The sequence below is a fragment of the Corynebacterium sp. HMSC28B08 genome (assembly GCF_001806865.1).
Taxonomy (GTDB): Bacteria; Actinomycetota; Actinomycetes; order Mycobacteriales; family Mycobacteriaceae; genus Corynebacterium; species Corynebacterium auriscanis.
On sequence record NZ_KV786159.1, the window covers coordinates 43783 to 58276 of the forward strand.

The window sequence follows — 14494 nt, forward strand, 5'->3', positions numbered from 1 at the left end:
CGCTGTTCAATTGTGAGGTGGCTTGCACACTCATGCGTGCATCCGCCCAGCTCGCAGCCCAGAAGCTTTGCAGGGCTGACCAATTGAACGCAGTGAAAGCAATAAGTCCAGTCAGGGTGCTTCTGCTCGTGCCGTCGTTGTTAGGTACGACCGCGGGGGCTGCCTGAACCGAGTAGAGAAATTTAAAGGGGTAGCCCTACATGTACGCGATCGTCAAGACCGGCGGAAAGCAGTACAAGGTTGCCGAAGGTGACCTCGTCAAGGTCGAGAAGATCGAGGGTGAGCCAGGTTCTTCCGTGGCTCTCACCCCGGTTCTCGTCGTCGACGGTGCAGACGTCACCACCGGTGACAAGCTCGCTTCCGCAAGCGTCAACGCAGAAATCGTAGAGCACGTCCGCGGCAAAAAGATCCGCGGCATGCACTACCGCAACAAGACCGGCTACAAGCGCCGCTTCGGCCACCGTCAGGCCCTCACGGTCCTGAAGGTCACCGGTATCAAGTAACTTTACCGAGACACTGATCTTCCTTAAGGAGGGAGAGACACATGGCACACAAGAAGGGTGCATCTAGCTCTAACAACGGTCGTGACTCCGAGTCCAAGCGTCTCGGTGTGAAGCGATTCGGTGGTCAGCAGGTTAAGGCCGGCGAGATCCTGATCCGTCAGCGCGGTACTTCTTTCCACCCAGGCGAGAACGTTGGCCGTGGTGGCGACGATACTTTGTTCGCTCTCAAGGCTGGCGCTGTTAAGTTCTCCACCAAGCGCAACCGTCGCATGGTGAACATAGTCGAGAACGAGACCGTCGAGGCATAACCAGCCTCGCGCACGCCCCGCGACCGCTGCCCGTTGTCCTTTCCTCCCACTACTGTGGGGTGGCGAGGAACGCGGACACGGCGTGGGGCTTTTTCTTTTATTTTGGTCGACGCCCCGCTCGGCCCCGACCACGCAACTCAGCGTGGCGCAAATTCTTAACCGAAAGGACCACCTCAATGGCACAATTCGTCGATCGCGTGGTGCTCCACCTACAAGCAGGTGACGGCGGCCACGGCTGTAGCTCCGTGCACCGAGAAAAGTTCGTCCCCCTAGGTGGTCCTGACGGTGGTAATGGTGGCCACGGCGGTGACATTATCTTGGAAGTCTCCGACCAGGTGCACACGCTGCTGGATTTCCACTTCCACCCCCATATTAAGGCCAGCCGCGGCAACAACGGTGCTGGCGATCACCGCCACGGTGCCCGCGGGGAAGACCTCGTTCTTCCCGTACCCGAAGGCACGGTTGTTATCGACCAAGACGGCGAGGTCATCGCCGATCTTATGGGCAAGGGCACCCGCATGATCGTTGCGGAGGGTGGTCACGGCGGATTGGGCAATGCGGCCTTGGCCTCGAAAACTCGCAAGGCCCCTGGCTTTGCGCTGCTGGGCGAGCCGGGTGAGGTCAAGGACATTACCCTAGAACTCAAGTCCATGGCCGACGTGGGGCTGGTCGGATTTCCCTCTGCCGGCAAGAGCTCCCTGATCTCCGTGCTTTCGGCAGCCCGCCCGAAGATTGGCGACTACCCGTTCACTACGCTCGCGCCGAATCTCGGCGTGGTCAACATTGGGCATAAGGCATTTACTATTGCCGACGTGCCGGGCCTGATCCCGGGGGCTAGCCAAGGTAAGGGACTAGGGTTGGACTTCTTGCGCCACATCGAGCGCACCGCTGTGTTGGCCCATGTGGTGGACGCTGCCAGTTTGGAATCTGACCGCAATCCGGTGGACGACATTCGCGCGCTCGAAAAGGAGCTCGCCACCTACCAGGAAGAACTCACGTCTGATTCGGGCTTGGGTGATTTGCGGGAACGCCCGCGCGTTATCATTTTGAACAAGATGGACGTCCCCGATGCGGAGGACATGGCAGACCTGCAAGAAGAGGAGCTGATGTCCTTCGGCTGGCCCATTTTCCGCATTTCTACCGTCGCCCGCACGGGGCTGAAAGAGCTCACGTACGCGCTGTTGGAGATCGTGGAAACTCACCGCGCTGAGCATCCGGTGACCCGACGGGAAGTGAAAGTGCTGACACCGCAGGGCGTCAAGTCGAAGAGGGGCGGCAGGTTCGCTTCTTTCGAAGTGATGAAGGACTCCGAGAACCCTGGAGGGTTCTTGGTCACGGGTGAGAAGGTGGAGCGGTGGATCCGGCAAACGGACTTCGAAAATGACGAGGCCGTGGGGTTCCTTGCGGACCGGCTGGCCAAAGCGGGGGTCGAAGAAGAACTATGGAAGATCGGCGCAGTGGAAGGCGATGAGGTCACCATTGGTGATATCACCTTCGAATGGGACCCAACGACCGCGGCGGGTGTGGACATCATGCGCTCTGGACGAGGCACGGATATGCGCCTGGAACAGACCACACGTACCGGCGCTGACGAGCGTAAGCGTGCGTCTCAGGCCCGCCGTGGTCTGATCGATGAATATGACTTTGGAGACGGTGAAGAGGCAGATCGCGAGCGCTGGCAAGGCTAGCTGAGAATTGTTACTTAGTCATGCCAACGTTTTTTGGCTGGCATAATGGGATATATGCCGAATCCCAAGCCAGATGTTGAAGATCGAGACGATGAGACCGTAGGGGGAGCCGAACCGGTTCCTGCCTTCGGATCTCGACCCGTTCACACCCCGGGGCCGGTGATCCCTGCCACGACGGTAGAGTTTCCCGACCCCGAGGCGGATCCGGATGATCCCGCGATGGGCCATGAATCCGACGTACGTCGCGATGTGGCACACGCCCGTCGGCTCGTTGTAAAAATCGGTTCGTCTTCCTTGACGGATGACGACGGTCGGGTGAACCCCGAGCGCATCGACACCATTGCCGATGCGTTAGAGGCACGGATGGACCGGGGCACGGACGTTATCGTTGTGTCCTCGGGCGCTGTCGCTTGTGGTATGGGTCCTTTGGAGCTGTCCCAGCGCCCAACTGATTTGGCTACGAAACAAGCCGCCGCGGCTGTCGGCCAGGTGCTGCTTGCACAGGAGTGGGCGCGATCTTTTGCCCGCTACGGGCGCACGATTGGCCAGGTGTTGCTCACGGCGTCTGATGCTGCGGAGCGTGACCGTGCCCGCAATGCGCAGCGCACGATCGACCGGTTGCGGCAACTGAAGACCGTGCCTATCGTGAATGAGAATGACACGGTTGCGACATCCGAAATGCGGTTCGGTGACAACGATCGCTTAGCCGCCCTGGTTAGTCACCTTGCTTTCGCCGACGCCCTCGTGCTGCTCAGCGACGTAGATGGCTTGTACGACCGTAATCCCGCCGAACCGGATGCCAACTTCATTCCTGAAGTGCGCTCTGGTAAGGATCTGCGGGGTGTGATCGCAGGCGATGGTGGGCGCCTAGGCACAGGTGGCATGGCGGCAAAAGTGTCTGCCGCACGCCTGGCCTCGCGCGCAGGTGTTCCCGTGTTGTTGACATCAACGGAGAACATTGGTGCAGCGCTCGATGATGCCCAGGTGGGAACGTGCTTCTGGCCAGATGAAGACCGCTTGAGCGCCTGGAAGTTCTGGGTGCTGTACGCGGCTGATTCTAGGGGCCGTTTGCACTTGGATGCAGGTGCTGTCGAAGCCGTGACGAACAACCGTAAGTCCTTGCTGGCTGTAGGCATTACCTTGGTAGAAGGAGACTTCTCCCAGGGGGATATCGTGGACATTGTCGATCCTGAGGGTGTTCTGGTAGGCAGGGGAGAGGTAGCTTATGATTCCGTCATGCTCGATGGCATGATCGGTCGGCCAACCCAGGATATGCCCGAGTTTGCGCGCCGCCCCGTGGTTCATGCGGATTACATGTCAACCTATTCCAACCGTGCCCAGCTGAATATACCCAGCTAGTGAGCAAGAACTTCGAACTAGCAGCATATGGCCCAGCTGATAGGGATCAGCTGAAGAGCCCAGCTGATAGGGCTCAGCTGATTGTACCCAGTAGTTTTACGGCACTCTCGGCTCAACTGAATTTATCCAACTAGTAATGAACAACCCCGATACTGTGAAGGTTATGACTGACAACAACGCTAATGTGACCCCCGAACGCCAAGCCGAGCGCGCAGAAGTGTATGACAAGGCGCGCAAGGCCAAAGAAGTAAGCCAGCAGGTTCTGCTTACCACCCTGCAGAAAAATGAGCTGCTGGAAAAAGCCGCTGAAGCTCTCGAAGCCAACACCGAGGAGATCCTGCAGGCAAACGAAGAGGACCTGGCCGCAGGTAAAGAACGCGGCCTGTCTGACAGCTTGCTGGATCGCCTGCAGTTGGATGAGGAGCGGATCAAGGGCATCGCCAACGGCCTGCGCCTCGTTGTCGGCTTGAACGACCCAGTGGGTGAGATCGTCCGGGGACACACTCGCCCCAACGGTTTGCGCCTCAAGCAGGTTCGCGTTCCCCTGGGCGTGATGGGAATGGTCTACGAAGCGCGCCCCAACGTCACCGTCGATGCGTTCGGCCTCGCGGTGAAGTCTGGCAATATTCCGTTGCTCCGCGGTTCCAAGTCCGCTCGGCACACCAACGAAAAACTCGTGGAAATCCTGCAAAACGTGGCCGCTGAATATGGTCTGCCCCGCGAGATCGTGCAGTTGCTGCCATGCGATACACACGACTCGGTACAGGACCTGATCACCGCCCGCGGTTTGGTCGACCTTGTTATCCCGCGCGGTGGCGCCGGTTTGATCAACGCGGTGGTAACCGGTGCGACCGTCCCCACGATTGAAACGGGAACGGGCAACTGCCACTTTTATATCGACAATTCCGCAGATGTCGATACCGCAATCAAGCTGGTGATTAACGGCAAGACCCGCCGTTGCTCCGTGTGCAATGCCACCGAGGTGCTGCTGCTAGATACCAACCTGCCAGACCAGGACAAGAAGCGTGTTCTCAAGGCTCTGCAGGATGAAGGCGTGACGTTACACGGCAAGAAGGCAGAGCTGGACGGGCTTGCCGATGACGTTGTGGAAGCAACCGATGAGGACTGGACTGATGAGTACCTGTCCTTCGACATTGCTGTGGCACTGGTCGATGGCGTGCAAGAGGCCGTTGAGCATATCAAAAAGTACTCCACCGGTCACACCGAAGGCATCGCCGCCCAAGACTACAGCGTGACCAACTATTTCGAGACCTTCGTGGATTCCGCTGCGGTTTCCATCAACACCTCAACCGCGTGGACTGATGGCGAAATGTTCGGCTTTGGTGCCGAGATTGGCATCTCCACCCAGAAGCTGCATGCTCGTGGGCCAATGGGTCTACCGGAATTGACCTCCACCAAGTGGGTTGTCTCTGGCGACGGCCAGGTTCGCCCCTAATCTGATGGTGCAAGTTCACCCCTCAGCCGGTTGATTACCTTCGCGCCACGGTAGCGCGGGGGGACCCCCGGCGGCGTGGCCGGCATAGGCACGTCGTTTAGACCACTGCTACCCCCGCGGCAATAAGAGCTAAGACCAGCGGAATTTCCCACAACCCCACCTTCTTGGGAGTCCAAGTGGTGGGGTTTTTCTGGGCGTCGGCGGGGATCGCCACGCTGCGCCACCACGCGGCAGCCATGACGGTAATCACCAACAACGTGCTGGCCAGGTTGCGTCCTCCACCAAAAAACGCCGTTGCGGTGGCCGCGATCGTGAGAACGACGGCGACCGCGTGGTAATTGTGTGACAAATTCTCGAACGGGGCGTTTCCCTTTTCGCGGATCATAGTCTTCACGTAGAAAATCGTGCCCACGTAATACAACGCGGTGGATAAAGCCACCACCCAGATCTCAGCAGGCACGTTGAAAAAGAACCACGGCATGGGTGCGAATTCGCCGGCGCTGACCATCACCAAGAGCAGAGCCGAACTAGCCAACGTGGTTGCGATGCCCGAAATCAGGGAACGCGGGCGGCGTCGAATAATTTCTTCGACAGCCACCGCAACCAAGGGCGCAAAGATTAAAGCCCACCACGCCAAGCCGGGATACTGAATCAGTGCAAAAAGCCCTGCTAGCGCAGAAACTACACCGTACACGAGCATGGGGCGAGCGTACTGGGCTTTGCGGTTGGCTGAACGAGCCTTGAACCATAACCCGTATGCGAAAAACCAGAAGTATCCCAGCATCCACGCGATTGCGATGGCGGGAATTGCAGCACGGTGGTGTTGACCGGACGGCCCTTCGTAGGCCAATCCGATGATCGCGCCCACCAGCATGGGCGCCACCAGCATTGCCCACGCTCCGTGCTGGTTGGGGACCCAAGGGTTAATCCCACCGGGATGGCGTTTGCGGGGTGAGGGGCGACGAGGGTGCTCAGCCGAGCTGGTTGAGTGCTGCGAGGACATAGTAAGGCTATTCTAAACCCGTGCACCGCGTGAAAGGTATCCGTGCATGGTGGCCACCATGACTGCCAGCCGGCATATCCTTGGGCCTCAACGGCAGGTCCGTGGAACCCGAAGCGTGGCTAGCAACCCAGTCCCTCAAGGAGTTAGTTCTACGTGACATCCCCGCAGCCCGACGTGAAACCAGATCCCCGCCAGTACGAATCCCAGCGACATACGCACGACAGCCCGCGTCGTGTAGGAATCATGGGTGGAACGTTCGACCCGATCCACAATGGGCACCTAGTGGCTGGGTCTGAGGTGGCAGACATGTTCGATCTGGACGTAGTGGTGTACGTTCCCACCGGCCAGCCTTGGCAGAAGAAGGGTAAGAACGTTTCGGCGGCGGAGGATCGCTACCTCATGACAGTTATTGCCACCGCGTCCAATCCAAGTTTCGAGGTCTCCCGCGTAGATATCGAGCGCGAGGGGGACACGTTCACCGTCGATACCTTGACGGACATGCGAGAAATCTACCCCGACGCCGAGTTGTTTTTCATCACCGGCGCCGATGCCCTGAATAAGATCGTCACGTGGCGCGATTGGGAATCGATGTTTGAGCTGGCCCACTTTGTCGGGGTGACTCGGCCGGGCTACTCCCTATCTTTTTCCGACGCCACCACCTCCCCGCTCAAGCGCGAATTGGAAGCCGGGCGACTGCGTTTGGTGGAGATACCAGCGATGGCCATCAGCTCAACCGATATCCGTGAGCGCGCGGCTTCCGGCCGGCCAGTGTGGTACCTAGTACCCGACGGCGTGGTGCAATACATCGCAAAGCACCGCATGTATGTGCGGTAACATAGCTAAAAAAGAGATTTTCGAAAGGCTGACCATTTGACTGCCCACGCAGATTCAATTGCAATGGCGGGCTTGGCTGCCCGCGCCGCCGCTGACAAGCTGGCGGAGGATATTCTGGTGATTGACGTTTCCGAACGTCTGGCCATCACCGACTGCTTCGTGATTGCTTCCGGCGATAACGAGCGCCAAGTGAACGCGATCATTGACGAGGTTGAGGATCAGCTGCACGATGAAGGATTCAAGCCCACCCGCCGCGAAGGACGCGGGGAGGGCCGTTGGGTTCTACTCGATTACGGTGACATTGTTGTCCACATTCAACGCAAGGATGAGCGCGAATTTTATGCGCTGGATCGTTTGTGGCGAGATGCACCCCAAATTGAGGTCGACGGTGTGGAACAAATCGACCGTGGCCCCGAGTGGAACGCAGCTGAAGTCGATGAGCGCAATGTGAGCAGCGCCGAAGAGCTCCCGCTCGCGGGTCCAACCCCGGACGCGGACGAACTCTAATGACTGCCGCCTACCCAGTTGATCGCCGTTTGGTGCTGATTCGTCATGGCCAAACGGAATACAACGCAACTGGTCGGATGCAGGGGCAGCTGGATACCGAACTGAGCGAGGTCGGCCGAGAGCAGGCCCGCGCCGCAGCCGAGGTGCTGGCGGGATGGGCAGTTTCGCGCGTCATCGCCAGCGATTTGGAGCGAGCGGAAGAAACCGCCCGCATTCTGGCAGAACCGTGGGGTGTCGACGTCGAAACGGACCAGCGCCTACGGGAAACGGATCTGGGGGCGTGGCAGGGGGCGTCGCATAAGGAAGTCGACGCCGATTACCCAGGCCAGCGCGCGTACTGGAAGCACGACCCCGAGTGGGCTCCGCCGCAGGGAGAATCTCGCGTGCAGGTGGCCGAGCGCGCCTTCGCGGTGGTCGACGAGGTGATGAATACCGATGCGTTTGATCGGGGGCTGGTAGTGATCGTGGCCCACGGTGGCACGATTGGTGCGCTGACTGCTCGCCTGTTAAACCTGCCCAGCAGTCACTCGCTGGTGTTTTCCGGTCTAGGAAACGTCTGCTGGTCGCAGCTTTTGGCGCGCCCGCAGTTTGTTGGTGCCGGGGATTCCAGTGTGCCTGCCGTCGACGGATCGACGGTCCCGCTGGTTCCCAGCGGGGCGGAAGACTGGTGGAAAACACCAAAGTGGTTGCTTGAAGGCTGGAACGTGCATGCGAATGCGGCTGCTCCTGCGGGCGCACCCAGCCCAGATGAGGGCGGTGAGGCAACAAGCGGCGAGGGAAATGGCGCCGTGGGAACCGGCAAGACGGGGGAGCAACTGCGATGACCGTTCAAGTGCTGACCGATTCCGCCAGTTGTCTGCCCGTTGAGTTGGCAGCGGCAGCGGGGGTGACCGTGGTGCCCATCCATGCGGGTGGGGAAGGTGAGGAGCGCACCACAGCGGGCTTGAGCGCAATGGAGCTCACCGCTCACTACGCGCGTTTGTTGGAACGCAGTGGTGATGATGGCGTGGTGGCCCTTCACATCGCTAAAGGCCTCAGCGCAACGTGGTCCAATGGCACAACGGCCGCGGGGGTGGTCGGCGATACTGTAGAGACCGCCGATGCCGTTCGAGTTATTGATTCCGAATCCGCTGGGATGGCTATTGGGTACGCCGCCCTCGCCGCGGCTGAATGCGCGAACAAGGGCGGTTCCTTGGACGAGGTGGAATCCACGGCGCGGGAGGCTTTGACGTCCTCTAGGCTGTGGCTGTATGTACACCGCATTGACGCACTGCGCAAGGGTGGCCGGTTGTCCACGGCGCGAAGCCTGTTTACCTCCGCGTTGGCATTCAAGCCGGTCTTCGCGATTTCTGGGGGCAAGCTGACATTGGCCGCCCGTTCCCGCACGCAGAATAAGGCGATGGATCGAATGCTGAACCTGGTCGTGGATCAGGTCAAGCAGGCATCAGTTGAGGTCGCACCCGATGAGGATCCCGCGCAGGTGACCGCCCCGGTAATGCGTGTCGCGGTGCATTACGCAGATGATCCGGAAGTTGCGGCCAGCCTGCTGGCACGGATCCAGGTGGCCGTGCAAGAGCTTGGGGATGGAGACATCGATACTGAGGATGGGTCTTCTGCTTCTTCTACCCCGACGCCCCGCCGCCCTGAAAACGCTCATGATGGGGGTGAAGCGGGCGTGGAGGTAGAAGACACCGCGAAGTCCGCAGTGCGCGAGATTGTTAATGAGGTAGCGAAGTCGGCAACTACGTTCTTGGAGCGCGTGGTTGCAAGCCGGGCCGTGCAGAAGATCGCGGCGGTGGTGGAAGCGGAATCCGCGGAGCCCGAAGCGGCATACGGTGCGACCCATGTGGTGCCGAAGGTAGAGCTGCACTTGATTCCCATGGGAGAGGCCGTGCAGGTCCACACAGGTGCCGGTGCCGTAGCGGTTTCAACGGTGCAGCTGGCGCCCGAATAATCGGGTGCGCATGCAGGGTGAGTATCCGGGTTAGCGCGGGCGCGCGGGGGTTGCGCGCGGGTTAATTACCGGTTTTCCACAGCCACTCCAGTATTCACAGGCTGCAGGGCTTATGCGGTGCGTCTGGGAGCGACCCAGCAGGAGGCAGTGGCCGGGAGTGTTTTACTTCGACGCATGGGTGCAATGCGGGTGGAAAAATCATCAAAGACAGCGGAGGGCACGCGTCGGGAACTCTTGCACAAGCGAGTGGAGGGGCTTACGCAACCTGTGGCTGAACATCAGATTGCCGAGCTGGATTTGGATACCCGGCGTGGATTCACCATGCGATCGGGCACCATCGTTCTGGTGGCGGTGGTTTTCCTAGCAGTAGTGGTTGGTGCGGTTATGGGAATCCGCGTGTTAGCCGGGACGGACGAGCAAAACGGTAATGGTGGTACTGGGGTGGGTGGTACTCACGCCTTGAGTGTGCCGACGAGCGAAACAACCGTGGTGAGTCACCCGGAATCTGGGGCACCACACGAGCGCGCGGGGAAGGGTGGTGAAGGTACTGGTGGCAGAAGTGGGGATCGTGCGGGCGATTCGCCTGATGTTGATGGGAAAACCGAGGCATCGGGCGAGCGTGCGGACAGTGAGATCACGACCAGTGGCTCTGGGATCATCGTCGTCAGCGTGCAAGGCATGGTTGCCCACCCTGGCCTGTTGCGGGTGAAAGATGATTTGCGGGTGGGGGATGTTATTTCCTTGGCTGGGCCCACGCATTCGCGGGCGCGGGTGGATGGGCTCAATCTTGCGCAGCAGGTTGCCGATGGGATGCAGATCGTCATTGATCCCAGGGGTTCTCGACTAGTGCTGCCCGTTGGAATGACCGGTGGTGCGGATGGGGCTGCTAGCGGTGATGGGGCGGGTGCGCATGCACCGTCTGCTGCAGCGGGAGGCACTACGGGATCCGCCGGAGCAGAAGGTAACAAACCGGGGGAAGCAGGGAAGGTGAACATTAATACCGCTGATGAGGCAGCATTGGAAACCCTCAGTGGGGTGGGGCCCGCTACGGCGAAGGCGATTGTGGAATGGCGCACGACTAATGGCAAGTTCCGATCGGTGGAACAACTCATGGAGGTCCGGGGCATTGGACCCGCCAAGTTCGCCACCATGAAGGATTCGGTGACGGTGTGACGACAAACGACCAGAAATGGGTGTTCCATGAGGGTGACGTTAGATCCGAATGTCGCTGCTGCGCGTGACCCGCGGTCCCCGGAGGCCATCCGGCAGCGGCGCGGTCCTGATGCACGGTTGGTTCCCGTGGCGGCAGCGGTGTGGATTGCCGTGGCGTGGACCATGGTCGATCGCTCGGGTGTGCCCGCTGCCGCGTGTGCGGTGGTAGCTGCACATGCCGGGGGAGTGATTGGGGTGAGCAACGTGCGCTACTGGCGTGGCCGGGGCAAGGCACGGTCGCAACAGGAGTTCACGCGGCGAAAAATCATGCATGCACTGTGTTGGCAATTGGTGGTGTGTACCGTGGCAGCGGGCACGGTCGCGGGGATGGCTACCGTACGCATTGTGCACGCCGATCAGCTTGCGTGGTTGAGTTCACACAGCACTCAGCATTTCCGAGGAGAGGTAACCATTGCTGGATTGCCGCGACTAATGGATCGAGGCCGGGTGCAGGTTCCCGTGGAGGTTCCGGGAGTGGGGATTGTGCCTTTATTCGTGGAGCGCGACGAGTTGCGGGGGTTGGATGGGGGCGAAACTGCGCTGAACGGTGACGGTGGCACAACCCAGGAAACAGTGAGCGGGGCAGCACCGAACAAACCACAGTCTAATCAGGCCCGCGATAAACCTTTGAGTACCCTACTGGCACCGGGTAAGCGTGTGAACATCTCCGCCACGGTTAGTCGGACGGATAAAGCGCTCGTCTTGCCTTTGCAATTGTCGTCGCAGCGCGATGTGCGCCCCGTTGAAGGCGGGGAACCGCGCGGCCTGTGGGCCATTGCCCAGCGCCTTCGATGGAGCCTTTGGACTAATATCTCTTGGCTGCCGGACGAAACCCGACGATTGGTTCCGGGCATGGTGATGGGGGATGTGAGTATGCAAACCCCTGCGGTGCGCCAGGAATTCGTCAACACGGGCCTTAGTCATTTGAGCGCCGTTTCGGGATCCAATATCGCCATCCTGGCCAGCAGCGTGATGGTGCTTGCGACGGCATGCGGGTTGCGCCGACGGACACGTACTGTCCTCACTGGGATGTCGATATGTGCCTTCATGGCGGTCGTCGGTCCGGAGCCGAGCGTGCTACGTGCCACTGTTATGGGTTTGATCGGGGTGATCGCCGTAGCCACCGCGCGTTGGAAGGACATAGTGGTGGCACTGTGTATCAGCATCATCGTGCTGCTCAGCGTGGATCCCAACCTGGCGGTGAATTACGGATTCGTCTTGTCCGTGGTAGCCACCGCGGGCATTGCCGTGCTGGCCCCGCGGTGGTCCGCAGCAACACTGCGGTGGTGGGCTGGTCTCACGGCCCGGCACTTTCACCGTTTCCCGCAGCAATGGGAGGCGCAGTTTATCCGGGTACTGATGGTGGCGATAGCCGCGGACCTAGTCACCATCCCGGTTATTGCGCACATGACGGGACGGTTGCCGGTCGTTACCATCGTCGCCAACGTATTAGTCCTATGGGCTGTCCCCCTCGTTACGACGGTAGGGTTGGCCGTGAGTGTGGTGGGAGCGATTGCGCCCGCTGTCGGAATTGGTAGCGGGGTGACCAAGTGGTTTGCGATCGCTCTTGTTCCACCGGCCCAGTGGGTAGCATGGATCGCGTCTTCGTTTGCCAACGGCCCAAAAATCACTGTTCCAGAATCGTGGCCAGGCGCTATTCTCACCGCCACCATTGCTTGTATCGGGGTATGGAGTGTGCGGCACCCTCAACGGATGGGCATACGGTGCGCGTGGCCGGTTGCCATTGTCGCACTGGTGGTGATGGGGCGAGCGGGACTTGTGGGCGTCGACCAAACAAAAAAGCCGTGGACACAGCAGCGGGAAGTGGTAGCCGACCGGTCGCGCACGGTGGTGGTTCCTAAGGAGGCGCAGGTGATCGCCACTTTTGGGGTAAAGCCCCAGGTAGAAGCTCAGTCCAATGAGCCACCACCGCCGCGGTCCGAAGTGCAGCCGCGGATGATCGTGGTGGAAGAATGCGGGGAGCCACTGGGACGGCCCTCATTCACAGCTAGCGGGATTCCGGTGATCTATCCCTGCCGTAATGGGACGAAAGTGAGATGGGAATGAGGTGCCGGGGACCGTGGATCGAAAGTGAACCCGAACTCCCCGGCGTGGCAGAATGATCAACATGAACAAGCCCCAGCCGCCCGCGCCTGTGAACCTCATCGTCGGTGAGGACGAGTTTCTGGCAGAACGTCGGCGACGGGGGATTGCACAGCAGGCGCGCCGGGCTAGCGGAAACCCTGATTTGCCCGTAGAGATGCATAAGGCATCGGAGCTCAGCGAGCCGGAGCTGCTAGAACTGCTCAGCCCCAGTTTGTTTGCTGAAGATCGGATCATCTATATCAGCGAGGTCGAGGATAAGGGGAAAGAAATTGTTGAGCTGGTGGAGGGTGCGATCCGCGATCCAGCTCCGGGAATCGTGCTGATTATCTGGCACAAGGGCAAAGGACGAAATAAGAAACTCGTTCAAGCATGGCCGAAGCTCGGCGCGGTTGTGCATGAGGCCGCACCACTGAAAGGCCGGGCGATTCTGAGTTTCATCGATGGGGAGTTCCGCAGTCACGGGGTGCGCGTGGCAACGGATGTGTCCAGTGCGTTGCACGATGCGGTGGGGTCCGATCTACGCGAACTCGCCAGCGCCGTGAGCCAGCTGGTGGCAGATACGGACGGCAAGGTCACCGTGGAGTCAGTGCATACATACTACGTGGGGCGTGCGGAGGTCTCCGGATTCGATGTGGCTGACCTCGCGGTCACGGGGCACATCACGAATTCTGTTGCCATGGCCCGCCGCGCCATGCAGGTTGGAGCCAAGCCCATTGCGTTGGCTACGGCTTTAGGTATGGGGGTTACTGGCATCGCCAAGGTGGCCGGGGCCGGTCGGGTCGACGCCCGCCGCGATGCCAGCGCCTTTGGGATGAGCCCATGGCAATTGGAGAAAACCGTGCGCAACGCACGCAGTTGGACTCCAGCAGCTATCGCCGAAGCGGTACAGATCGTGGCGGACCTAGATGGTGCCACCAAGGGCAGCGCGCTCGATGAAGAATATGCGGTGGAAGAGGCCGTCCGTGCGATCGCCGAGTTGGCATCGCGGGGAAAGCGATAGAAAAATCCCGCCTGCAAACGTTCTAGCCTCCCTGCCACAAAGGGAAAGAGGAGAAGCAATGCTAGGCGGGATAGTGCTCAACACCGTGGGGTGTTGAACCAAGCAGGCACTTAGGCCATCTTGTTGAAGCGAGCAGCCATGCCGGACTTCTTGTTCGCCGCGTTGTTGCGGTGAATGGTGCCCTTGGTGACGGCCTTATCGTAGAAACGGGAAGCAACGCGCAGCTGCTTCTCGGCGCCTTCCTTATCGCCCTGCTCTACCAACGCGTTGAACTTACGCGTTTCGGTGCGGAGACGGGAACGGATAGCCTGGTTGCGCTTACGAGCGATCTCGTTGGTGAGAACGCGCTTCTTCTGCTGCTTGATGTTTGCCATGGTTGGCATACCTCTTTCTATACAAATATTGGTTCACGTACTGAACAGTGACCGTGCAGCTGGGCGGGGTGTTTGTGCCTTCGTGATCTCTGACATTCCACCCAAGGTCCTGTGAAATGCGACGAACGCTCCAACCCAGCTAAGGTTGTGAACTTTGCATAATCTACCAGCTCACGGCTTGTGAACCAAA

14 protein-coding genes are annotated in these 14494 nt (G+C 59.9%); 12 read left to right on the forward strand and 2 right to left on the reverse strand.

All coding sequences use genetic code 11. The annotated features are described in order from the left end of the window. The first annotated feature begins 200 nt into the window (after positions 1–200). The 5 genes from rplU to HMPREF3098_RS03095 all read left to right on the forward strand — a co-directional run bounded on the left by rplU (position 201) and on the right by HMPREF3098_RS03095 (position 5314). On the forward strand, positions 201–503 hold the full coding sequence (gene rplU / locus HMPREF3098_RS03075; protein ID WP_035113279.1) for a 50S ribosomal protein L21: 303 nt from the start codon (positions 201–203) through the stop codon (positions 501–503). A 41-nt stretch (positions 504–544) separates the two neighbouring features. Then, positions 545–811, forward strand: a complete 267-nt coding sequence (rpmA, locus tag HMPREF3098_RS03080) for a 50S ribosomal protein L27 (RefSeq protein WP_013888020.1) — start codon at positions 545–547, stop codon at positions 809–811. 176 nt (positions 812–987) lie between these two features. Then, a complete protein-coding gene (gene obgE, locus HMPREF3098_RS03085; protein ID WP_070433953.1) occupies positions 988–2499 on the forward strand; it encodes a GTPase ObgE in 1512 nt (503 codons plus the stop codon). Between the two features lie 54 nt (positions 2500–2553). Beyond that, positions 2554–3858, forward strand: a complete 1305-nt coding sequence (gene proB / locus HMPREF3098_RS03090) for a glutamate 5-kinase (RefSeq protein WP_070433954.1) — start codon at positions 2554–2556, stop codon at positions 3856–3858. Positions 3859–4021: 163 nt separating this feature from the next. After that, positions 4022–5314: a glutamate-5-semialdehyde dehydrogenase gene (locus HMPREF3098_RS03095; protein ID WP_035113452.1), complete on the forward strand. Its 1293-nt coding sequence runs from the start codon at positions 4022–4024 to the stop codon at positions 5312–5314. 97 nt (positions 5315–5411) lie between these two features. Here the strand turns inward: HMPREF3098_RS03095 and HMPREF3098_RS03100 are convergent, their stop codons facing one another. Next, a complete protein-coding gene (locus HMPREF3098_RS03100; RefSeq protein WP_083284011.1) occupies positions 5412–6317 on the reverse strand; it encodes a YwiC-like family protein in 906 nt (301 codons plus the stop codon). 174 nt (positions 6318–6491) lie between these two features. Between HMPREF3098_RS03100 and nadD the strand changes: the two genes are divergently transcribed. The 7 genes from nadD to holA all read left to right on the forward strand — a co-directional run bounded on the left by nadD (position 6492) and on the right by holA (position 13930). After that, a complete protein-coding gene (nadD, locus tag HMPREF3098_RS03105; protein ID WP_141739649.1) occupies positions 6492–7151 on the forward strand; it encodes a nicotinate-nucleotide adenylyltransferase in 660 nt (219 codons plus the stop codon). A 36-nt stretch (positions 7152–7187) separates the two neighbouring features. Beyond that, positions 7188–7658, forward strand: coding sequence for a ribosome silencing factor (gene rsfS / locus HMPREF3098_RS03110; RefSeq protein WP_035113282.1), 471 nt, complete (start codon positions 7188–7190; stop codon positions 7656–7658). Then, on the forward strand, positions 7658–8482 hold the full coding sequence (locus tag HMPREF3098_RS03115) for a histidine phosphatase family protein (RefSeq protein WP_070433956.1): 825 nt from the start codon (positions 7658–7660) through the stop codon (positions 8480–8482). The genes rsfS and HMPREF3098_RS03115 overlap by 1 nt, the downstream gene beginning before the upstream one ends. Then, positions 8479–9612, forward strand: coding sequence for a DegV family protein (locus tag HMPREF3098_RS03120; RefSeq protein ID WP_070433957.1), 1134 nt, complete (start codon positions 8479–8481; stop codon positions 9610–9612). Before HMPREF3098_RS03115 ends, HMPREF3098_RS03120 begins: the two co-directional genes overlap by 4 nt. 267 nt (positions 9613–9879) lie before the next feature. Then, positions 9880–10785 (forward strand): ComEA family DNA-binding protein, encoded by a 906-nt coding sequence (locus tag HMPREF3098_RS03125; RefSeq protein ID WP_168155979.1) that lies wholly within the window; start codon positions 9880–9882, stop codon positions 10783–10785. 27 nt (positions 10786–10812) lie between these two features. Then, positions 10813–12891: a ComEC/Rec2 family competence protein gene (locus tag HMPREF3098_RS03130; protein WP_070433958.1), complete on the forward strand. Its 2079-nt coding sequence runs from the start codon at positions 10813–10815 to the stop codon at positions 12889–12891. A 61-nt stretch (positions 12892–12952) separates the two neighbouring features. Continuing rightward, positions 12953–13930, forward strand: coding sequence for a DNA polymerase III subunit delta (holA, locus tag HMPREF3098_RS03135; RefSeq protein ID WP_070434001.1), 978 nt, complete (start codon positions 12953–12955; stop codon positions 13928–13930). A gap of 110 nt (positions 13931–14040) precedes the next feature. On the opposite strand, the gene rpsT is transcribed toward holA, so the two are convergent. Continuing rightward, positions 14041–14304 (reverse strand): 30S ribosomal protein S20, encoded by a 264-nt coding sequence (rpsT, locus tag HMPREF3098_RS03140; protein WP_035113456.1) that lies wholly within the window; start codon positions 14302–14304, stop codon positions 14041–14043. Between the last annotated feature and the right edge of the window lie 190 nt (positions 14305–14494).

Bases quoted from the DNA above. Each gene is read 5' to 3' on its own strand.
- HMPREF3098_RS03120 (WP_070433957.1), top strand. From the start codon at position 8,479: ATGACCGTTCAAGTGCTGACCGATTCCGCCAGTTGTCTGCCCGTTGAG.
- rpmA (WP_013888020.1), top strand. From the start codon at position 545: ATGGCACACAAGAAGGGTGCATCTAGCTCTAACAACGGTCGTGACTCC.
- HMPREF3098_RS03095 (WP_035113452.1), top strand. From the start codon at position 4,022: ATGACTGACAACAACGCTAATGTGACCCCCGAACGCCAAGCCGAGCGC.
- rplU (WP_035113279.1), top strand. From the start codon at position 201: ATGTACGCGATCGTCAAGACCGGCGGAAAGCAGTACAAGGTTGCCGAA.
- holA (WP_070434001.1), top strand. From the start codon at position 12,953: ATGAACAAGCCCCAGCCGCCCGCGCCTGTGAACCTCATCGTCGGTGAG.
- proB (WP_070433954.1), top strand. From the start codon at position 2,554: ATGCCGAATCCCAAGCCAGATGTTGAAGATCGAGACGATGAGACCGTA.
- obgE (WP_070433953.1), top strand. From the start codon at position 988: ATGGCACAATTCGTCGATCGCGTGGTGCTCCACCTACAAGCAGGTGAC.
- HMPREF3098_RS03130 (WP_070433958.1), top strand. From the start codon at position 10,813: ATGAGGGTGACGTTAGATCCGAATGTCGCTGCTGCGCGTGACCCGCGG.
- HMPREF3098_RS03100 (WP_083284011.1), bottom strand. From the start codon at position 6,317: ATGTCCTCGCAGCACTCAACCAGCTCGGCTGAGCACCCTCGTCGCCCC.
- rpsT (WP_035113456.1), bottom strand. From the start codon at position 14,304: ATGGCAAACATCAAGCAGCAGAAGAAGCGCGTTCTCACCAACGAGATC.
- HMPREF3098_RS03115 (WP_070433956.1), top strand. From the start codon at position 7,658: ATGACTGCCGCCTACCCAGTTGATCGCCGTTTGGTGCTGATTCGTCAT.